The following is a 19,528-nucleotide window of genomic DNA, read 5'->3' as shown; positions in this document are numbered from 1 at the left end:
GTAGCATGCATCCCGACCTCATCACGCTGGGTCCCCTGAAGATCCACTCTTTCGGTTTTCTTCTGGCCTTGAGCTTCCTTCTGGGCCTCTTTCTGGTTCAAAAGAGAGGGGTGAAGGCTGGCTACGAGAAAGAGATCTTTCTGGATCTATTCCAGGTGATTCTCATTTCTTCCGTTCTCGGTGCGCGGGGTTTCTTTGTGCTCTCGCATCTGGATTCTTTTGCAGACCGGCCCTTGAGTGTCTTCTATCTCTGGGAAGGGGGGATGACGCTCTACGGGGGAATCCTGCTGGCGATTGCCGCCTCTGCCTGGTTCCTGAAAAAGAAGGGTCAGGATTTTCTCTCTCTGGCTGACATTCTGGCCCCGGGTCTCGCCCTGGGGATTTTCATTACCCGGGTGGGCTGTTTCCTGAACGGCTGCTGCTATGGTCTGCCGACCGACTGCTCCATCGGAGTTCACTTTCCGGAACACAGTGCAGCCAGCCACTCGGCTCGTGAGTTTCTGTCAGGCCCAAGTGGGAGCCTGGAGGGGATTCCCCTTTCTCCGGCCGTGCATCCAAGCCAGCTCTATGCCTCCTTCGGCGGCCTTCTCATCTTTCTGGCCCTGCTCTGGCTTCCCCTGCGAGTGAGGGGGCTGGTCTTTGCCAGCTTTCTGCTGCTTTATGGAATCCATCGCAGTATCGTGGATCTCTTTCGCTTCTACGATGCCAGCGGCCAGGGCGCTCTGGGGTTCACTCTCAGCCAGTGGATCAGTCTGGGACTGGTTCTCTGGTCCATCCTTCTCTTTTACCGCATCCTGAAGGGGCGGAGTAGCGGGAAATGACATCCTTCTGGCTTCTGGGACTGCTGGGAGATCCGGTGGAGCATTCCCGCTCTCCGGCGATGCAGGAAGCGGCCCTGAAGTCGTCGGGCTTGCAGGGCGAGTACCGGAAGATTCACTGTTCCGCCGCTTCCCTGAAAGAAACCCTCGACAGGCTTCTGGGAGAAGGCTATCGGGGCCTGAACCTGACGGTTCCCCTGAAAGAAGAGGGCTTCAGACTTCTCGACAAACTGAGCGATGAGGCAGGGCTGCTGGGAGCCGTAAACACCCTGAGACCTTCGGGCTCGTCCTGGGAAGGGCACAATGGAGATTTTCACGGCTTCCGTTCCGCCCTTGCCGAGAACTATGGCAGTCTCCGGGGAAAGCAGGCTCTGCTGATTGGTGCGGGAGGTGCCGCTCGAGCGGCATTCAGGGTTCTTGTGGAAGAGGGTGCCGAGAGTGTCCGGATTCTGAACCGGACCCCGAAGCGGGCGGAGGCACTGATCGAGTCCCTGATGCCTGCGGACTCCTCCTGTTCCGTCGGCCTTGCCGACAATGTGCCCGGAGATTGTGATCTCGTGATCCAGGCGACTTCCCTGGGTCTACACAATGACGACCCTCTCCCGCCTCTTCCCCCTCGACCGGTCTTCTGTATGGACCTGCTCAGTCATGAAACTCCCTGGCAGCTGGCTTGCAGGGAAATGGGCTGCAAGGTCGTGGATGGACGCTCGATGCTTCTTTATCAGGGTCATGAAGCCTTCCGTTTCTGGACAGGACTCAGGGCGCCTTTATCTGACATGGCCCAATCCCTCGGGCTTCTCTCTCCCGGAGAGTGAGTTACCATTGAATCTGAAATACTGGGCGGGAACCCTGTTCCCGAGCCAATGTCACGCCTGTGGGCAGGAACTGGTCTTTCCTCGTCTGGAGGGCGCGCGTTTTCCCCTGCTCTGCGAGCGATGCAATGTGCAACTTCGCCCACTGCTGGGGGAGGAACGCTTGTCCGGGCTCCCGCTGCTTGCCGCCTTTGAGGCTGAAAGAACCCTGACAGGGCTGATCAAGGCCTGGAAATACACGGGCCGCGATGCAGTTCTTCCTTTGCTGGTTTCGGCCATGGCCGAGCGACTTCGTCATTCCGGCTGGCCTCGTCCCTGGCTTCTGGTGCCGGTTCCCCTTCCGCTTTTTCGAAGGGTGAAGCGGGGTTTCAACCAGAGTGAACTGCTGGCCAGAGGCATTGCCCGGGAACTGGGACTGGAGAAACCCCGGTGCTTGCTTCATCGGGGACTGATGAGCGGGCAACAGGCTTCCCGGCGAAGGGAGGAGAGACTGTCTGCGGCAGGGCGCGAGTTCCGTCGTCGCAAGGAGTATCGCGGAGATGCCTGTCTGGTGCTGGTTGACGATCTCTGCACGACGGGGGCGACTCTTTTGGCCTGCCGGGATGCTCTGGATTATGAAGGCCCGGTCAAGGCAGTTCTCGCCGGTCGCGTCTCCTCTTGACAGGCTCCAGAATGCCTGCCTACCTTGAATTGAACGCATTTCCAAGCCTCGAACCTTCGTGTGGGGGGGGAGCATGTTTTCCAAGCTCAGCATCCGGGATCTGGATACCGCCGGCAAAACTGTCTTTATGCGAACGGACTTCAATGTGCCGCTCAATGACCGGCAGGAGGTGACGGATGACACCCGCATCCGTGCGGCCCTGCCCTCCATTCAACACCTGATCGACAACGGTGCCCGACTCATCCTTGCCAGCCATCTGGGGCGTCCCAAGGGAAAAGTCGTTTTTGAGATGAGCCTTTCCCCGGTCGCCGACCGCCTGGCAAAACTGGTGGACGCGCCGGTCCGATTTGCGCGGGATTGCCTGGGAGAAGAGGTCGAGTCGATGATTTCGGAAATGGGGGAGGGTGAGATTCTGCTATTGGAGAATCTGCGCTTCCATGCCGAAGAGACCGACAATGAGGAGGCCTTTGCCGAGCAACTGGCCTCGCTGGCTGACATCTATGTAAACGATGCCTTTGGCACGGCCCATCGCGCCCATGCATCGACCGAGGGTGTGGCTCGGAAAATGGAAACTGCGGCCGCCGGTTTTCTCATGGAAAAAGAACTGGAGTATCTGGGCGGGCTATTTGACGAGCCTCTGCGCCCCTGCGTCGCCCTGCTTGGAGGAGCCAAGATTTCGGGCAAGATTCCCGTCATCAAAAACCTCCTCGAGCATGTCGACAGCATCCTGATCGGCGGCGGCATGGCCTTCACCTTTTTCAAGGCCATGGGGCTGGGTGTGGGCAATAGCATCGTGGACGAGGAACTGTTCGATGCAGCACGCTCCCTGATCGAGAAGTCCCGGGAAATGAACAAGGAAATCCTGCTTCCCGTGGATCTCCTGATTGCCCCCAACATGTCGGCGGATGCAGAAATCCGCACCGTTCTTCCCACGGACTTGCCGGAAGGATGGATGGGACTGGATATCGGGCCGGACACCTGCGAGTTGTATTCGGGCCGACTTTCTCAGGCGAAAACCGTTTTCTGGAACGGTCCCATGGGTGTCTTTGAACTGAAACCCTTTGCCCAGGGTACTTTGTCAATGGCGCGAGCACTTGCCGAGGCTACGGGCAAGGGAGCCCGCACGGTGGTCGGCGGAGGGGACTCGGTGGCCGCCGTCAAGCAACTGGGTCTCGGAGAGAGCCTGAGCCACATTTCCACGGGTGGCGGCGCGAGTCTGGAACTGGTAGAGGGAAGAGACCTGCCCGGTGTGGAGGCTCTGACCGAGGCGAAAGGCGTGACCCATGAGCCGTAGAATCCTGATTGCCGGGAACTGGAAAATGAATCTCGGTCCCCGGGCATCCCGCGACCTGGTCAAGGGCATTCAGGACGGCATGGAAGGACGCAAGACAGAGGCAGACCTTCTCGTGGCCCCTCCCTTTGTCAGTCTGCCGGCCGTCGCCGAACTGCTGACGGCTTCCGGCATCGGTGTGGCAGGTCAGAACCTGCATGAAGCTCCCGAAGGTGCCTTCACGGGAGAGATCTCCGCGCCTCTTCTCCGGGAAGCCGGGGCAGACTGGGTCATTCTCGGCCATTCCGAGCGCAGGCAGTACTTCCATGAAAGCGATGTGGGCGTCGCCCGAAAGGCCGCCGCCGCTTTCGACTCGGGGCTGCTTCCCATTCTCTGTGTAGGCGAAACCCGGGAAGAAAGGGAGTCAGGCCGGACGCTCGAGATTGTTCTCGGGCAGACGGAGGGAGTCTTGCAGGGGATGCCGGAAGATAGGCTTTCGAAGGTCGTCCTGGCCTACGAACCGGTTTGGGCGATCGGTACGGGTCTTACCGCGACCCCGGATCAGGCGCAGGAGGTCCATCGGGCAATGCGCGAAAGGATTTGCTCGAAACATGGGGATTCCATCGCTTCGGGCATGAGGATTCTCTATGGCGGCAGCGTCAAGCCCGACAATGTTCGGGAGCTTCTGGCTTTGGAGGATGTGGATGGCGCCCTGGTCGGGGGCGCGAGTCTGGAGGCAGAGAGTTTTCTTGCCCTCATCCCGCCATTCTCAGTGTCTTGACAGTCCGCAAGCCCTTTGATAACTTGCCTCTTCCGGATCAACCGCTTTCAGGAGAATGTGATGTATCTGATCCTACTGACAATCTTTATTCTCGTGAGCCTAGTGCTCGTGATCGTCGTTCTGATGCAGTCAAGCAAGGGAGGCGGCCTTGCGGGTGCCTTCGGCGGCTCCAGTGATGCCGCCTTGCTCGGGGGACGCAGCGCCGGCAACTTCTTGAGCAGGATGACCTGGTACCTGGCCTTTAGCTTTATTGGCCTGTCCCTGATTCTGTCCATTCTTTCTGCCCGGACCACCGAGCCGACAGAGGGAATCGTTGCAAAACAGCAGAAATCCGGCGCGATCAACAATTTTGAAGTGGAAGAGGGCGCCTCGATTCTTGACGAACTCGATACGGTTGCGCCCCAGGAAGAAGCCTCTCCTCCCGCGGGTGGGGCCAGTGAAACGGAGTCCGAATAGGGCTTCGCCCGGGTGGTGGAATTGGTAGACACGCTGTCTTGAGGGGGCAGTGGACGAAAGTCCGTACGAGTTCGACTCTCGTCCCGGGCACCATCGAAAGAACCCTGTTCGCGAAAGCGGATGGGGCTTTTTCTATGGCAGAATCCACTCTTCTTCCTGAATCAGTTTCGAGCTTTCAAGTTCCCGGATTCTCAGCAAGACCCGATCTTCCTGCAAATCAATCCAGGCCAGAGAAGGGGGAGATCCCCGTCTGGCTCCCTGAACGGCCCCCGGGCAGAGGAGCCTTCCCCGGGGGATCGATTCCAGCACCGGATAGTGAAGGTGGCCGTGAAGAAAGAGAGTCGGCTCGCCGAGTCCCCGCATTTCCTGTTCGCTCCAGGGAAGGTGGCGCATGCGGATCTTGATCGGGCCTTCCCTCCGGTTTCTCCTCTCGGGCAGTTCTGGCAGCCCGGGCGGGTCGTTGTTGCCCTGAACGGCCAGAGTGGGGGCCACTGAGGATAAGAGGGAGAGAAGGGCGGTCGGTCCCAGATCTCCAAGATGGAGAATCAGGGAGGCGCCCTCTAGGCGGTCCATCAGGACAGACGGCATCTTGCCGTGAGTATCGGAGATGACAGCAATCTTCATCAGAATCCTTGGGGTGGAAAGGCGGAAGAGGATGTTCTATTTTCCAGAGGTCGTCAAGCAGGAGGAGACGCATGACAGATTCACAAGACAGGAATCCGGAACTGGAAGCTCTGGAAACGGAATTGCGTAGTTTGCTGGACCGAAAATACCGCCAGTTCTGGCGTCCGGTCTCATCTGGAGAAGAAGGAATGAATGATGCGGAGGCAAAGGCACTGCAGGAAGAGATCCGGAAGGTCTTCGACAAGATTCGCCTGATTGACGGCAAGTACCGCGTCTCAGCCTAGATTCGGATCGAGTAGCCGATGCTTGCGCTGAAGATCCAGTGGTTCTCAGGATCGAAGTTCAGGCGCTTGAACTCGAAGCTGGTGTAGCTCGCCCGAAGATTCCAGTTCAGACCGAAGTAGCGATGCAGGAAGAAGATTCCCCCCGTACCCAGATTCACGCTCGGGAAACTGTCGTTCGGGAGATACCAGGTCACATTTTCCGGAGCTGTGGGAACGGGAAGCTCTGGCTCTCCGGGAAGGTTGTAGTCCGTGGGGACGATCAGATCGCCCGTGCGGAAGTAGGAGACGATTCCTGCACCCGCATTCACATAGAAGTTGAAGACATTGTCATTGGAGCGAAGCCAGACATAGTCCATGTTGGCTCCGAACCGGGTAATGTGGTAGGTGGGGAAGTCCCCGTAGATCCAGTTCAGATAGACCTCTGGATCCAGAGGATTTGTGGCACCGGAGTAGCGGTTGAAGTTTGCAGCAGCCAGGTTGCTCCCGTTGAAGTTGATGACAAGATCCGCCGGAGTGTAATTGAAATAGCCTTCGACTCCCCAACGGGGGCTGATGGCTGAACGGACTCGGAGACCGATGTCCAGATTTCCCTGAAAACTCAATCTGATCCGGTTGCGGTTCTGCTTCGGACTGTCGGCGGGAAGATTCAGGTCAAGTTGGTTGGGGTCCACCAGAGGATTGAGATCCAGCCCCGTTATTCCCCAGTTGAGATCCTGAATCGGGAACTGCCACTCTTCGAAGTCGGCAAACTCGAAATAGCGAGTCGCTCCCACGATGTCGAAGCTGACATGATGGTTGCCCAGAAGAACCGTCACTCCGGAGGCCGGAAGTGCGGACAGGAGGAGAAGGGAGATCAGGGTGAAGCGCTTGAGCATGCTAGGGGAGCCTCCGGGATTTCGCCAACAGGGCGGGAACTTGTGAAAACTAGGAGACATTGACCCTCTTGTCAATGCCCGCTTGGCTCTGCGTTTCCTGTACATTTTGCGGAAATACTGGCGCAGGAGCTCATGGATCGCCATAATCCTCAGGGGGAGGTATTCATGGATACTGAAGACAGAAAACTGGTGAAAGTTGCTGTTCTGGACGATCCGGTGGAGGTTTCATTTCTTCGGAGTGTGCTGGAGGAACTGGGCTTGAACTTTCTAATTGAACCCATCGGGATCGGTCCTTTTGGAACGGCCCTGAATATGTCAACAGGCTCCTTTCGCCTGATGGTTTTTCCCGGGGACGAGGATCAGGTTCGGGAGATTCTGGACAAGCTGAAGGAGGACCTTTCCAATGAAGAAGAGAACCCAATGAACCAAGGAAGTGATTCATGAGTTTCGCCCTGTTTTTTCCCCTCTTCTGGGACCCTACTTTCATCCTCCTGCTTCCGGCCATGGCTCTCGCACTTTGGGCCCAGGCACGGGTGAAGAGCAACTATGCGCGATTCAGCCAGGTTCCGGCTCGTTGTGGCATGAGCGGGGAAGAAGTCGCCCGACGACTGCTTTCCGACGAGGGCCTGTCCTCGGTTGTGGTGAATGCAACACAGGGCAAGCTTGATGATCACTACGATCCACGAAACCGGACTGTCAACCTCAGCCCGGGAGTCCATCAGGGAAGAAGTCTGGCGGCTCTGGCCATTGCGGCTCATGAGACCGGACATGCACTTCAGCACAAGAGCGAGTGGCTGCCCCTGGCCCTTCGAAGTTCTATTGCCCCCGCCGTGGGATTGGGGAGCGGCCTTGCTTTCCCTCTCTTCTTTGTCGGTTTCATCTTTCCGAGTTTTCGTATTCTGATGGATCTGGGGATCTGGTTTTTCAGCCTTGCGGTGATTTTCCATCTGGTGACCCTTCCCGTGGAGTTTGATGCGAGTCGCCGGGCCATGGCGATGTTGAGCGACAAGGGCATCCTTGCGAGTGATGAAAGCGCGGGTGCGAAAAAAGTGCTGGGAGCCGCAGCCATGACCTATGTGGCGGCCGCCGCTGTATCCGTCATGCACCTGCTTCGCTTGATCATACTGCGGGGAGCCCGCAACTAGGAGGATGATGCTGGCGTTTTTCACCATCGCACCGACGGGAACGGGGGGGGATCACCTCAGCGAGGCGGTCGCCGGCATTCTGGATATCGTAGACAAGAGCGGACTGGAATACCGTTTCGGCCCCATGGGTACCACGGTAGAAGGCGAATGGGATGAGGTCATGGATCTGATCGGTCGCTGTCATGCCCGGATGCGAGAAGACAATCTTAGGATCTCGACCCTGATCAAGATCGATGACCACAAGGGGCGCAGTGGCCGGCTTTCAGGAAAGATGGAGTCCGTTGAGAAGACACTCGGTCGGGAGTTGAAGAAGTAGCCTAGAGCGTTTCGATGTTTCCGGCGAAGAACTCATTGCCCTCGGCTGCGCCGAGAAGGTCCAGAAGACCCAGGTAACTTCGGGTGGGACTTCCTTCGAGGGGAAAGTTCTCAAAGAAGAGTTCCCGGATGCTCATCCGGTCGATCTTGCCATCCATGAGGGCTTCATAGAGCCGTCCCCCGAGGTGTTTCCCCACGGAGCGGGTAAGTGCCAGATGCCCTGCAGCATCGAGCCGGTAGAGGCGGCCCGGGAAGTGCTCGACATCCCCGTCTTTCAGGTAACGCTCCTCTGCTTCCAGATAGTCCAGGCACTGTTCCGCACGCTTTCGCCAGTCCCTTTCCTCGCGGTCGCTCTCCCGCAGGAGTTTCCGCAGGGAGGCAAGATCCCGGTACTTTCGAAGCGGGTTGAGAATCTTGCTGCCCAGGAAGATCAGGGCATTCTCAATTACTCTCAGGTAAAAGTCATCACTGAGTCCGCGGGGGCGGGAGTGAATGCGGGAACAGCGAGCGTGCAGGATTCGGGACGCCATTTCGGCCATCCGGTTCTGGCTGAGTTCTGCAAGGATGCCGACATTTTTCTCCAGGAGATAGGTTCCAATCCCGAAGGCCAGACCGCTGGCGACCTTCCTGGTCTCTGCTTCGGTCCAGTGTCCCTGCTCGGAGACTTCTTTGGCGAAGTTCTCTTCGCCCATCCAGAAGATCGCAGCCTGACTCTCTTCAAGCACAGGAATGCGAAGCAGTTTCGCGATCATATGCAGCAGGTGGTCTACTTCCTGGCTGAGGTCCGGGAGCAATTCTCCGGACTCACTCGGAGGGGTGAGATGCACCGTATCCAGATCCAGTTCCCGAAGAGTCAGCCAGTAGTGGTAACTCTGGAGCTTCACAATCGGGGTGGCACTTTGCAGGCTCAGGTCCCCATTTTCCAGTTCCAGGATTTCCGGACTTTCCCCGAGTTGGCGCAGGGACTGCCAGTAATGTCCCTCCGGATTCTGGAAGATGCGGAGGATCTTGCCCCGGTAGCCTGATTCCCGAAGTGCTGCAGGAAGGTGATTGCTGGCCAGGTGGAAGTCGCCGAAGAGGACCAGAAGGGGGCCTTCTTGCCTTCCGGGACGGTGCTTTGAGATGACCCTGGCCGCATTGTGGTCCCGCTCCAGAAGCGGGGAAGAAGCACTTGAGGGATCGCTGTTGAGGGCAAGTATGTGGAGGCGATGGTAGCGGGCATAGAGAAGGAGGGCTCGCACCGGACTCCAGAGGAAATCCCAGTGCTCGCGAAAGAGGTGAAGGAGTTCCTCTTCGTCGAGCTTGTGAGAGAGAAAGGCATCCAGTTCGGATTGCAGGGAAATGGGAAACATCTCCAGGCCGAGAGAGGGCCGAAGTCCCTGTTGAACCATGCGCCGGAGCAGGCGAAGAGCAGACCTCTGGCTCTGGACCAGGCTGTGGTAGTCGCCCAGAAGGACGAGATTTGCCCGGGAGAGTCTCTCCAGAAGGTCACGGGGGCGCAGCACCTGGCCGGTCCAGCGAGGCAGATCCTCCAGATATTCCCGGCGGTAGCTTCGAAGAAGCTCGGATTCGTCGCCCAGACGGGCACGCAGGGAAAGTTCCAGCCCTTCCTGCAGTTCTTCCTGCAGGTTCAGCCAGTTCTCGAAGCTCCCGGGCCTGTCTTCCCCGTACCAAGGCTTCCTCATGCCTTCCCGTCCTTCCTCTGGATAGTCCTTGCCGGTCTTGTCCATGCGAAAAACGCGCCACAGAATGCCCTTTACAGAAGCGAATGCCGGCTCTAGTTTTCTCTCAGGAGGAACCATGAGACTTTCCCCAAAGAAGATTGATTACCTCTCCGAGAAGCTCCTGCGGAAATTGCGGGAACACGATGGTATTTTCCTCACGGGTGATGAGGATGATGTCTTTCGTGCGATTGCCTGGGAGATCACCGAGGAACTGAAGATCGAGGACGAGATCGACGATGAAGTGGATTTGGTTCTCGAACAGTATGAGCGACAGATCAACAGCGGTGACATGGATCGCAATGTCCTTCGCCGCAAGCTCAAGAGCGAGTTTGCCAGGAAAAGGGGCTACACGATATGAGACTCAATGAGGAAAGAATCGAGATCCTGGCCCGTCGCATTTGCAATCGTCTTCTTGACGATGAGTTTGTCGACATCACCGTGACCGAGCGAGTCTTCGAGGATCTCATTGAAATCTGGATCACGAAGGATCTGGAGATCGAGGATCTGATCAATGAAGAGGCCGTGAAGCGGGTGGAAAGCTATTCCCGCAAGATTCCCCATGGGAGCAGTGAGTGGGAGATCCTTCTCGACAAGGCCAAGGACGAACTGGCCACAAGTCGCGGATATGTGATCCGCTAAACCCGTGAACAACTCGACACCGAATCTCAGTTCCCGGGTTGCCGGGAAGAAGGTACTCCTTGCCTTGAGCGGGGGAGTGGATTCTTCCCTTGCGGCTCACCTTTTGCTCGAAGCCGGTGCAGAAGTTACAGGGACCACATTCCGGAACTACTGCTTCGGGGAGGAGACAGTTCTCCCCGAGAGGAGTTGCTGTTCTGTGGAATCTGTCCGGGATGCTCGCCGGGTTTGCGACACCCTGAACATTGAACACCGGGTGATCGACGAAACCGAGCGCTTTGAGCTGGCGGTGATCGACAATTTCCAGGACGAGTACTCGAAAGCCCGCACTCCGAACCCCTGTGTGCGTTGCAATACCGAGGTGCGGTTTCCCCGTCTGATGGAGGAAGCTCTCTGGGGAGGTTTCGATCTCGTAGCCACGGGGCACTATGCGCGGATTCTTCCGGGAGATCCCTGGCAGATGGCCTGTGGTCTGGATTCTGGAAAGGACCAGAGCTACTTCTTGGCCGGCCTGGCTCCGGAGTTCTACCCCCTGGTCGTTTTCCCCCTGGGTGCAATGCAGAAGACCGAGGTGCGTTCCCTGGCAAGGGCTGCGGGCCTGCATGTGGCCGGGAAGAAGGAGAGTCAGGACATCTGTTTTCTGGGGGGGAGCAGTCTGGCCGACTACCTCCGGCAGTTTGGTGCCCTGCACCCCGGAGAGATCATCGGGCCTGAGGGAAATGTACTGGGAGAGCATCCCGGTATGGAGCTCTTTACCATCGGTCAGCGACATGGTCTGGGCGTGGCTGCAGGCCGCCCTCTCTATGTCCGTCACATGGATGCCGAGACAGGGCGGATCACTCTCGGCGAGGAGTCCGATCTCCTCTGCAGGGAGCTTCGGGCCTCTTCGGCCTGGTTCCGTCCCGGTTCCGGTCTCCGTGGCAGAGTACGCTACCGGAGCGAAGCCCAGAGGCTGGAGAGTGTGGAATTCGAGGATGGCTGGCTAAGGGTGAAGTTTGAAGAGCCGGTTTCCGCCGTTGCTCCCGGTCAGAGTTTGGTTCTCTATGATGGGGACCGCGTGGCCGGTCACGGGATCATCGAAAGCTCAATGCCCTGACTTCATGCGTTCTCGAAGAAGAAGTGTCAATTTGCCCAGATGGTTCTGGAATACCCACAATGGAGGAGATCTTCTGAAGGCCAGAGCTTGGAAATCCCTGTTCAGCAAGCGATTTCTGGCCTGCCCCGGGGCGAGTGTCTGGAGAAAGGGCTGGAAGAGCTTCTTGCTTTTCTTGTTTCTTGCGGGTTTCCAGCCCGCCTTTGCTGGGGCGGAGATCCAGATTCGCTGCGAGCCGGCCGACTCACTTTTGGCAGTTGAGATCCAGTCCGAACTGGAAAGGGCTCTGGCGGACTGGGGGACGGTTTCTAACAAGCAGGCAATTCGGGTCATCCTTGCCCCGGACCGGGAGTCCTTTTCGAAGCTGGCCGGCGGGCGCAATCCCGAGTGGGCGGCTGCCCTGATTCTGGAAAGGGGAGAGAGCATCCTCCTCGACAAGGACCGGTTTTTGCGTCTGGAGCGGCGGCGACAGATCCTGCGACATGAGATGGCGCATATTCTCATCGACCGGGAATTGCAACATCCTCGCCTCCCCCGGTGGTTTCATGAAGGCTGGGCACAGGTCTTTGCTGTCGAGTGGGATGTGCAGAAGGTCGGCCTTCTTGCCCGCACGGCAATCCTGGGCAGGGGCATTCCTCTTTCCGATCTTCGCCGCAGTTTTCCGTCCTCCGGGCCTCGGGCCACGCTGGCCTATGCAGAAAGCCAGGCCGCTTTGCGCTACCTGATGGAGGATCCATCTTCCTGGTCGGATTTTCTTTCCTCGCTGAAAGCAGGAGAGGACTTCTTTCCCTCGCTCCAGAGACATTACGACCTTCGGGGCCGCAGCTTTGAGGCCTATTTCGACCAGGAGATTCTGCCCGCCTACCGATGGGGTGGCACCCTTCTGGGAGCGGGATGGGTCTCTTTGGGGCTGCTGCTCTTCCTGCTTGCCGCGGCCAGGAAGTCGCGTCGTATTCGACGAGGGAAGGGGGATTATGATCCGCAGGACTATGATTCCCGCTGGATTGACAGGGAGAAGGGAGCTTGATATATTGCGCGCCGACAAGGCATGGGCTAAGATCCCCGCTTCGGAGGACTAGCCTAACTGGTAAGGCAACGGTCTTGAAAACCGTCGGGCTTTGCCCTTGGGGGTTCGAGTCCCTCGTCCTCCGCCTTTCACCTCGGAGAGGTGACCGAGTTGGCTGAAGGTGCTCGCCTGCTAAGCGAGTGTGGGTTTAAAAAGCTCACCCAGGGTTCGAATCCCTGCCTCTCCGCCTGCCGCGGGATTGGCTCCGCGGAATGAGAATGCGCCCATAGCTCAATTGGATAGAGCGTCTGACTACGGATCAGAAGGTTGGGGGTTCGACTCCTCCTGGGCGTACCTGCAAGACGAAGCTCCGCAAGGAATTGCGGGGCTTTCCTTTCTCGCAATTTGAGGAGACGGTTTGAAGTGCCGAAATTGTGCCAAGCTTTATCCGGTCCCACTTCCCGCGAATGCGTGCGACCTTCGCCATCTAGCGACCGTAGGCAAGCCAGACGAGAAACAGCACTCCGACGATAATTGCAATAACTACCCAATCATCCCTTGAGGAGCCCTTAGTCTCTGAATGTCTATCCCCATGAGGATCCTCCACTCTTTGAAAAGGGGAAAGAGGCTCAAGGTCGCTTTGACAGTGTTTACATCGAGCCGCTTCCCGGAGAACCAACTCCTTGCATAAGGGGCACTGCCGGTAGTTTCCTTCGTCACTATCAGAGAAGGCTATTCTGACTCTCTTTTTCCCGGCCGGCATCACAGCAATCGCAAATAGGCCGAGAAGTCCGAAGATCAGACCGAGGATAAGCCAGAGTTCGGCAGAGTATCCCTTTTTGTCTGCAACCACAGCCGCGATAACTGCTGCGAAGACATTGGCAATAAGAGCTAGAACCAGATAGTGATTCATTGTCCCTCCGTGTCTGCGATGATGATAAACACTATCTTACATCCTAGAGCTTGCTTTTGAGTTCTTTGTCGAGTTGGCGATTAATCTCTATTTCTTTACCGATTTCTCTTCGCTTCTTTGAGTGTATATCATGAAACGCCCTCTCTCGACAAGGAGAGAGGGCGCATCTCTTGCGAGACAAAGGGAAGAGCTCGCCTACTTCTTACGACCCTTGAGCTTGAACTTGATGTGCTCGGGTCCGACCTTGCTGCTCTTCATAAGCTCCACAGCAGTTCCGAGCTCCGCAGTCTCTCCCTTGCCAAGTTCCAGAAGCCCGAAGAGGCTCCCCACGGTTCCCGGAAAGAAGACCTGTGCAACGATGGCCGGCTTCTTGAGCGGGTGTCCGCTGCGATCCTCATACACTTCGGTGAAGGAGCGCAGGATTCCGGACTTCGGATTGACGACCCGGGCATTCTTCTGAACATCCAGTTCGATCATCCCTGTCTCGCAGAAAGCACTCGCGGGAACATGAATCGCATCACAGTGTGAGCAGTAGGTTCCGCTGAGCTTGCCCTTGGCCAGATCCTGGTAGAAGCGTGTTCCGCCAAGACCCGCCGTGTAGACATAATTCAGGGGGATCTGCCCCGGGAAAGCCTTTGCACTCATTGCGTCCAGCTCCACCGGCTTGATCTGCTTCACGGCCCGGCTCGTGCGTTCCCCGGATTTCAGGGGACGGAAGTACTTGATGTCGAGAATCGTTCCTTCCCGATCCTTCTCCGGTTTCCACTCTGCCTTTACACGCATGCCGATCTCCACATCCTTCGGCTTCACGTCCTTCAGCCAGTGTACGATGCCCATGTCCTTGCTCGCTCCGTCAATCTCGATGACCGCGAAAATCTTCACCTCTCCCTTGGGCAAGGGAGAAGAATCCCAGTTAACATGGGAGAGCGTATAGGTCATGACCGTTCCGCTGTCCTGAATCTCGTAATACTCACTGACGGGATGCAGGTTGCAGAGCTCGCAGAAGCTTCGCGGCGGAACCATCATGCGTCCGCAGTCATTGCACTGGGAGGCCGTCAGCTTTCCACGCTTGAGACCATCCAGATAGGTGGTCAGTGCGAAACCGTTGTCCCAAGCGTAGCGGAAATCCGGCTGATAGGAGAAGTGAGGAACCTGCTCCACCTTCTTCAGAGGTGTTCCCGGCAGATCCTTGCTCGTTTTCTTCGCCCACTTGCTGGCTTCCACCGGCATGGCGCCTTCCGAACTCATGACCACCACGGTTCCCACCTGCATCAGGTCTCCCCAGGCCTGGGCCACGCCCCGATGGGCGCTTCTGGAGACCTGCCGTTTGCCTGCCTGTCCGCTGAGCTGGAAATAGAGCTCGGCGATCTTCATGAGACCGGTAGCTGCGATCGGGTTGCCTACGCCCAAAGCTCCGCCCGAGGGGCAGATGGGATGGCTTCCCTCCTTCGTGAAAGCGCCTGCGTCAAAGAGTTCGCGCACCTTGCGTCCCGACTTGTCCATCAGAAGACCATTCATGTGATGAAGGGCCTTGTAGTTGAAGGGGTCGTAGGGCTCATAGATGTCGATCTCATCTTCGGGCTTGGTAATGCCGGCCATCTTGTAGGCATCGAGTGCCGCCATGGCCACATAATTCGGGTAGGCCAGGTCGCGGGTGGGCCAATAGGCCGTGTCGAGACGGAAGCCCACGCCATCAATGAAGACCGGAGCCTTCGAATGAGTGCGAGCAACGCGCTCGTTCGTCATGACGATCGCACAGGCGCCGTCACTGGTGGGACTGATGTCGCGACGCTTCACCGGCCAACTGAGAACAGGAGAATCGAGAACATCCTGTACCGTGATCTTCTCGGCCACCTGTGCCGCAGGATGATGGAGAGCATTGCCCTTGCAGAGCACACTGATCTCCGCAAGATCGCGCTCGCTGTAACCATACACGTGCATGAACCTGGCCATCTCGATTCCAAAGATGTGGATGAGTGTCAGGTCCAGCGGCTGTTCCGTCGTGTGATCAAAGATCGTGATGAAGGCTCCCGCAGGATGCGGATGCGTTGGGCTCATCTTTTCTTCGGTGACCACGAGAACATTCTTGAACTTGCCCGACGCTACATGCATCCAGCCGTGAATGGGGCTGAAGATGCCGGTGCCTCCGCCAACATAGTGACGCATGTAAGGCTTGTGAGTTCCGCCTGCGCCAGCGATCAGATGTTCTGCGTTCAGGTGAACGCCATCGAAGGCATCCGGGGCCGTGCCGAGGCAGACAGCATCGATGTCATTGATCGTAAGTCCGGCATCGTCCAGAGCCATTTCCACGGCCTGAGCGGCCAACTCACCGGGGGATTCCTGGGCGCGGCGGACAAACTTCGTCATGCCGGCACCGATTACGGCGACTCGATTACTCATTGTTGCCTCCCTCCGCGTCCAGGACAACTACCGAGCAGGTGTCCGTTGGTATTCCTCTCCATCCATGCAAGAGTGCCGTCTTTGCATCCTGAACCTGATGCGAACCTGCCTGCCCGCGAAGCTGTTTCACGGCATCGTAGAAGCGGGCGCCACCGTTTGCTTCATAGAGATCGCCCATGGCCTGACTGCCGCCATCGGGATTGACCTGCGGCAGGAAGTTGCTGGAGATGCCCAGCGCGTCCAGATGCATGAGTTGCCGATGTGCGTAAAGGTCGCTCACATAGGCCAGATCAAGTTCCTGCTCGGGAACGCTGATGCCGGCCTCTTCATAGGCCATGCGGGCGGCCAGTTCTGTGCCATCAGAATTGTCATGAGCGCGCCGCTCGATAATCGAGTTGCCGGAGGCCCAGCCGGTTCCGGAGATAAAGACCGGACTTTGCGGGCACTCCAGCGCCGCTTCCTCTGCGCCGAGGACCACGACCACCGCAGCGTCTGCCGGGCGAGCGATCATGAGTTCGGTGACCGGGGAAGAGATGAGCCGGCTGCCAAGAATGTCGTCTGCTTCCACATCGGAGGAATAACAGGCGAGTGGGTTGCCGATCGCGCGACTGCGGTTATAGGCCGCAATTTCTGCCACATCTTCCTCACTGTAGGCCGAGCTTTCGAGGAACTGCTGCATCTCGATACCAGCCAGATAGTGGGGGGAAACTCCAAAGCGGTTGAAGGCCGGGTCGAGCGCAAAGTGAAGGATCTCGTCCTTGGTCAGGATGTTGGAAGCCTTGCTGTAGCTCTCCACAACGAGAGTCTTGAACTGTCCGGTCTGAATCTGCATGACAGCCGATGCGATTCCCTGAAGGAAATCTCCACCCACCGTATATACCGGCTTGCGAACCATGCCAAGCTGATCGGGTACATACTCATCTGCAATGGAGTAACCCGAAATAAAGTCCTCTTCGCAGGAGACCGCACCGTCAATCTGCTCTGCCTTCACGCCCGCATCCTCGTAGGCCATTGTTGCTGCCTTTGCGATCATCTCGCGATAGGACAGCCCTCCGGAGGCGGGGAAGGTTCCGCAGATGCCGACGCCCATGACGACAACACCCATTTTTACTCCTTCGTTGTGGTTTATAAAATCGGAGCGATCATAGGGAAGTCGCTTGCACAAGTCAACGCAGCTTGAAGCTCTTCTTTTGGGGCCACGACATTGGGAAATTCTTGCGCTAGAGCGGATTAGACTTGCAGGCGGAGCCAGTCTTCGGGACCTATTTCCTGCGCATTCCTTCCAGCATGGTGGCTGTGGTTTGGCGGATCAGTCGATCCACATCCACGATTCCCAGGATCTGCTCTTCGATCACCAGCATGGCCAGTCCGTGTACGGTGCTCCAGGCGACAAAGGCCTGCATTCGGGGATCCTGCTTTCGGATTTTCCCGCTTGCCTGATGGACTCGGATGATCTCGACCAGTTGGTCAAAGATCGCATTGGCGGCTTCGCGGAGTTCCGGTCGATCCTGGCGACTGAGAGCCTCTTTGCCGTACATCAGGCGATAGTGAGCCGGGTTCTCCAGAGCGAAACGCACATATTCCTCCCCCATGCGACGAAAACGCTCGACACTTGCTCGCTTGCTAGCGGCTTGAACGGCCTGGAGCCTTTTCTCAAGCCTCGCAAAACCATGGGATGCGACGGCCACCAGGAGTGCGGACTTGCTGGGGAAATGGCGATAGGGGGCAGCTCTTGAAACACCGAGACGGGCACTGATGGCCCGCATGGTAAGGCTGTCTACGCCCTTGTCTGCAATCATGGCAGCGGCTTCTGAAAGGAGTGCCTCTCTCAGTTCGCCATGGTGGTAGCGTGCTTTTTTGTGGCTCATGGGAGAATTATAGAAAAGAATGTTGACAATGTCAACACAAAGAGGTAAAGTTGACACAGTCAACATCGGGGCTTGTGAGAACGCTCTGATAGAAAGCGGGATGAAACATGAAATCAGCGATCACACTCAGTCTGTTCCTGATTCTTGCCGCGGCCGCAGAGGCGAGCTCGCTGGACATTGCATACAAGGGAAATGGCCTGAGCTTTGGAAACTCGAAGCGCTTTACAGGGGTCCGGCTCAATGTCATCGACGATGGGGTAGAGCAGATCGATGGAGTCACTTGCAGTCTCTGGAACCCCGGCAAGAATCCTGATGCGGTCTACAATGGCCTTACTCTCGGTCTGATTGGCACCCAGTCTCGCGAGATCAACGGGTTTGCCTTCAGCGGCATTGGCGTCAGTGCACGGGATCACATTCGTGGAATTGCCACGGGAGCCCTCGGCGTGGGTGCCCGGGAAATGACGGGCATTGCTGCGGGACTCATCATGGTGGATGTGAAGGAACGATTTCGGGGCATCAATCTGAGCGGAGGATGGACCCTGAGCGGAGAGCAAATGGACGGCATCATGGGAAGCTTCGGCATTGCAATGGCAAAGCAGGTGCGGGGAGTTGCGTCGGCCGGTCTCTTCGCTGGTGGAGAGAAAAGCCTGAAAGGACTGGCCATAGCGGGCGGCGGAGTCTACTCCTCGAAGCTTCGGGGAATAGCCCTCGGAGGCTTGGCAGCTGTCAGTGATGATGGGAAGGGCATTTTCGCTACCCTGGGAGGAATTGGAGGGGAGAGACTCGACGGCCTTCTCCTGGCAGGCCTGGGTCTCGGGGCCAGTGAACGCATTCGCGGAGTTGCCATCGGAGGACTGCTTGCCTTTGCCCCCGAAGTCAAGGGAGTGATGTTTGGCGCCATGAACGGGCTCTACATCGACCGAATCGATCTGGAGGACTTTCTCCATTTCAAGCTTGCCAATGAGAGTTTCACCGGCCTCCAAATGGGCCTGGTGAATTACTCAGCGAATTTGAAAGGCGTGCAGATCGGCTTGATCAACTATGTGGGCAACAACCCCCGTGGTCTGAGACTGCTTCCACTGATCAATGCGCACTTTTAGTACCACAAAACCCGGGAGGCCTGCCATGCAGGGAGCCAGCAGAAACAATACAGGACTGAAAACGATCTTCTCTCTCTTCCTCGGACTGATGCTTACCGCCTTCGTAGGCGTGGGGGTCTACACCTACTATCCTCCGCCTGAGCAGCATGAGAAGGAGATTCGCGAGTTGACGCAGCAAGAACAGGGCATTCGGGATCACCGGTCACCGGAGCGTCTGACGGAGGAGGACCTGCAGGAGATTTCCACGATCGTGGCCGAACGCAACAAGCTACGAGATGCAGCGAAAGACGCACTGGAACCCTGGGGCAGAAGCACGAGCATCATCCTCATCATCTTTGCTACACTGACCATGATGATCTCCCTGATTCGTGCAGATCAACTCCCCGTGATCAGCAATGGCTTGCTTCTCGGGGGCCTCTTTTCCATGCTCTATGGAATCGGCTGGGTCATTGCGACGGACAGTTCAGTTTCCCGATTCTGGGTTCTGACCTTCGCCCTTGTGATCACACTGGTTCTCGGTTACGTCCGTTTCGTTCGCCTTGGAAAGAGTGCCGGGGCAGCGGAGGAATTCAAAGAGGAGAGCCGGGGAGACCTTGATCGTCGGGTCCAGAGCCTGGAAGATCGCCTGGGCAAGGTGGCGGAGGCTCTGGGAAACAGGGATCGTGGCTAGTGGAATAACGATTTTCCAATCGACCCATTTCGCACAAAACAAGACGACATGGTAGAATATAGGCAAGCAAAACCCGG

23 protein-coding genes, 4 tRNA genes and 1 pseudogene are annotated in these 19,528 nt (G+C 57.3%); 20 read left to right on the top strand and 8 right to left on the bottom strand.

Going from position 1 to position 19,528, the window contains the following annotated elements:
- Positions 1-5: 5 nt before the first annotated feature.
- The 7 genes from lgt to QGH30_02250 all read left to right on the top strand — a co-directional run bounded on the left by lgt (position 6) and on the right by QGH30_02250 (position 4,891).
- Positions 6-821 carry a prolipoprotein diacylglyceryl transferase gene (lgt, locus tag QGH30_02280; GenBank protein ID MDP7021158.1) on the top strand — a complete coding sequence of 272 codons (816 nt, stop codon included), beginning with the start codon at positions 6-8 and terminating at the stop codon, positions 819-821.
- Positions 818-1,633: a shikimate dehydrogenase gene (locus tag QGH30_02275; protein MDP7021157.1), complete on the top strand. Its 816-nt coding sequence runs from the start codon at positions 818-820 to the stop codon at positions 1,631-1,633. The genes lgt and QGH30_02275 overlap by 4 nt, the downstream gene beginning before the upstream one ends.
- A 7-nt stretch (positions 1,634-1,640) precedes the next feature.
- The gene (locus QGH30_02270) at positions 1,641-2,291 is read left to right on the top strand and encodes a hypothetical protein (protein ID MDP7021156.1); all 651 of its coding nucleotides are present in this window, start codon (positions 1,641-1,643) and stop codon (positions 2,289-2,291) included.
- A gap of 73 nt (positions 2,292-2,364) precedes the next feature.
- Entirely contained in the window at positions 2,365-3,585 is a 1,221-nt protein-coding gene (locus QGH30_02265) for a phosphoglycerate kinase (protein ID MDP7021155.1), read from the top strand.
- Positions 3,575-4,342: a triose-phosphate isomerase gene (tpiA, locus tag QGH30_02260; protein ID MDP7021154.1), complete on the top strand. Its 768-nt coding sequence runs from the start codon at positions 3,575-3,577 to the stop codon at positions 4,340-4,342. The genes QGH30_02265 and tpiA overlap by 11 nt, the downstream gene beginning before the upstream one ends.
- 60 nt (positions 4,343-4,402) lie before the next feature.
- On the top strand, positions 4,403-4,798 hold the full coding sequence (secG, locus tag QGH30_02255) for a preprotein translocase subunit SecG (protein ID MDP7021153.1): 396 nt from the start codon (positions 4,403-4,405) through the stop codon (positions 4,796-4,798).
- Between the two features lie 6 nt (positions 4,799-4,804).
- Positions 4,805-4,891 (top strand) — tRNA-Leu (locus QGH30_02250).
- Positions 4,892-4,930: 39 nt separating this feature from the next.
- Here the strand turns inward: QGH30_02250 and QGH30_02245 are convergent.
- Positions 4,931-5,422 carry a metallophosphoesterase family protein gene (locus tag QGH30_02245; GenBank protein ID MDP7021152.1) on the bottom strand — a complete coding sequence of 164 codons (492 nt, stop codon included), beginning with the start codon at positions 5,420-5,422 and terminating at the stop codon, positions 4,931-4,933.
- Positions 5,423-5,493: 71 nt separating this feature from the next.
- Here QGH30_02245 and QGH30_02240 point away from each other — a divergent pair, with 71 nt between their 5' ends.
- The gene (locus QGH30_02240) at positions 5,494-5,706 is read left to right on the top strand and encodes a hypothetical protein (protein ID MDP7021151.1); all 213 of its coding nucleotides are present in this window, start codon (positions 5,494-5,496) and stop codon (positions 5,704-5,706) included.
- On the opposite strand, the gene QGH30_02235 is transcribed toward QGH30_02240, so the two are convergent.
- Complete coding sequence (locus tag QGH30_02235; protein ID MDP7021150.1) at positions 5,703-6,581, bottom strand: hypothetical protein; 879 nt, start codon at positions 6,579-6,581, stop codon at positions 5,703-5,705. The genes QGH30_02240 and QGH30_02235 overlap by 4 nt on opposite strands.
- A gap of 165 nt (positions 6,582-6,746) precedes the next feature.
- On the opposite strand from QGH30_02235, the gene QGH30_02230 reads away from it, so the two are divergent.
- From QGH30_02230 to QGH30_02220, 3 genes are read left to right on the top strand one after another with little or no spacing between them, the layout of a single operon-like run.
- Complete coding sequence (locus tag QGH30_02230; GenBank protein MDP7021149.1) at positions 6,747-7,025, top strand: hypothetical protein; 279 nt, start codon at positions 6,747-6,749, stop codon at positions 7,023-7,025.
- Positions 7,022-7,726 (top strand): zinc metallopeptidase, encoded by a 705-nt coding sequence (locus QGH30_02225; protein MDP7021148.1) that lies wholly within the window; start codon positions 7,022-7,024, stop codon positions 7,724-7,726. Before QGH30_02230 ends, QGH30_02225 begins: the two co-directional genes overlap by 4 nt.
- Before the next feature lie 4 nt (positions 7,727-7,730).
- Positions 7,731-8,042: an MTH1187 family thiamine-binding protein gene (locus QGH30_02220; protein ID MDP7021147.1), complete on the top strand. Its 312-nt coding sequence runs from the start codon at positions 7,731-7,733 to the stop codon at positions 8,040-8,042.
- A 1-nt stretch (position 8,043) separates the two neighbouring features.
- Here the strand turns inward: QGH30_02220 and QGH30_02215 are convergent, their stop codons facing one another.
- A complete protein-coding gene (locus QGH30_02215; GenBank protein MDP7021146.1) occupies positions 8,044-9,771 on the bottom strand; it encodes a ChaN family lipoprotein in 1,728 nt (575 codons plus the stop codon).
- Between the two features lie 70 nt (positions 9,772-9,841).
- On the opposite strand from QGH30_02215, the gene QGH30_02210 reads away from it, so the two are divergent.
- The 7 genes from QGH30_02210 (at position 9,842) to QGH30_02180 (ending at position 12,854) form a co-directional block, all read left to right on the top strand.
- The gene (locus tag QGH30_02210) at positions 9,842-10,123 is read left to right on the top strand and encodes a DUF507 family protein (GenBank protein MDP7021145.1); all 282 of its coding nucleotides are present in this window, start codon (positions 9,842-9,844) and stop codon (positions 10,121-10,123) included.
- Positions 10,120-10,404 (top strand): DUF507 family protein, encoded by a 285-nt coding sequence (locus tag QGH30_02205; GenBank protein ID MDP7021144.1) that lies wholly within the window; start codon positions 10,120-10,122, stop codon positions 10,402-10,404. The genes QGH30_02210 and QGH30_02205 overlap by 4 nt, the downstream gene beginning before the upstream one ends.
- A 4-nt stretch (positions 10,405-10,408) precedes the next feature.
- The gene (gene mnmA, locus QGH30_02200; GenBank protein MDP7021143.1) at positions 10,409-11,497 is read left to right on the top strand and encodes a tRNA 2-thiouridine(34) synthase MnmA; all 1,089 of its coding nucleotides are present in this window, start codon (positions 10,409-10,411) and stop codon (positions 11,495-11,497) included.
- Between the two features lie 31 nt (positions 11,498-11,528).
- The gene (locus tag QGH30_02195; GenBank protein ID MDP7021142.1) at positions 11,529-12,521 is read left to right on the top strand and encodes a hypothetical protein; all 993 of its coding nucleotides are present in this window, start codon (positions 11,529-11,531) and stop codon (positions 12,519-12,521) included.
- 42 nt (positions 12,522-12,563) lie between these two features.
- Positions 12,564-12,645, top strand: a tRNA-Ser gene (locus tag QGH30_02190).
- Positions 12,646-12,656: 11 nt separating this feature from the next.
- Positions 12,657-12,747, top strand: a tRNA-Ser gene (locus tag QGH30_02185).
- 33 nt (positions 12,748-12,780) lie between these two features.
- Positions 12,781-12,854, top strand: a tRNA-Arg gene (locus QGH30_02180).
- Positions 12,855-12,987: 133 nt separating this feature from the next.
- On the opposite strand, the gene QGH30_02175 is transcribed toward QGH30_02180, so the two are convergent.
- The 5 genes and pseudogenes from QGH30_02175 to QGH30_02155 form a co-directional block, all read right to left on the bottom strand.
- Positions 12,988-13,413, bottom strand: coding sequence for a hypothetical protein (locus QGH30_02175; protein ID MDP7021141.1), 426 nt, complete (start codon positions 13,411-13,413; stop codon positions 12,988-12,990).
- A 195-nt stretch (positions 13,414-13,608) separates the two neighbouring features.
- Positions 13,609-14,643 carry a zinc ribbon domain-containing protein gene (locus QGH30_02170; protein ID MDP7021140.1) on the bottom strand — a complete coding sequence of 345 codons (1,035 nt, stop codon included), beginning with the start codon at positions 14,641-14,643 and terminating at the stop codon, positions 13,609-13,611.
- A 9-nt stretch (positions 14,644-14,652) separates the two neighbouring features.
- A pseudogene (locus tag QGH30_02165) lies at positions 14,653-15,813 on the bottom strand (thiolase domain-containing protein).
- On the bottom strand, positions 15,806-16,918 hold the full coding sequence (locus QGH30_02160; protein MDP7021139.1) for a hypothetical protein: 1,113 nt from the start codon (positions 16,916-16,918) through the stop codon (positions 15,806-15,808). Before QGH30_02160 ends, QGH30_02165 begins: the two are co-directional and overlap by 8 nt.
- Positions 16,919-17,075: 157 nt before the next feature.
- A complete protein-coding gene (locus tag QGH30_02155) occupies positions 17,076-17,681 on the bottom strand; it encodes a TetR/AcrR family transcriptional regulator (protein MDP7021138.1) in 606 nt (201 codons plus the stop codon).
- Positions 17,682-17,788: 107 nt separating this feature from the next.
- Here QGH30_02155 and QGH30_02150 point away from each other — a divergent pair, with 107 nt between their 5' ends.
- The gene (locus tag QGH30_02150; GenBank protein ID MDP7021137.1) at positions 17,789-18,781 is read left to right on the top strand and encodes a hypothetical protein; all 993 of its coding nucleotides are present in this window, start codon (positions 17,789-17,791) and stop codon (positions 18,779-18,781) included.
- Positions 18,782-18,806: 25 nt separating this feature from the next.
- Positions 18,807-19,451 carry a hypothetical protein gene (locus tag QGH30_02145; protein ID MDP7021136.1) on the top strand — a complete coding sequence of 215 codons (645 nt, stop codon included), beginning with the start codon at positions 18,807-18,809 and terminating at the stop codon, positions 19,449-19,451.
- Positions 19,452-19,528 lie beyond the last annotated feature (77 nt).

The organism is Candidatus Krumholzibacteriia bacterium (genome assembly GCA_030748535.1).
Lineage (GTDB): Bacteria > Krumholzibacteriota > Krumholzibacteriia > JACNKJ01 > JACNKJ01 > JASMLU01.
This window is presented reverse-complemented; position numbering and strand designations above follow the sequence as displayed.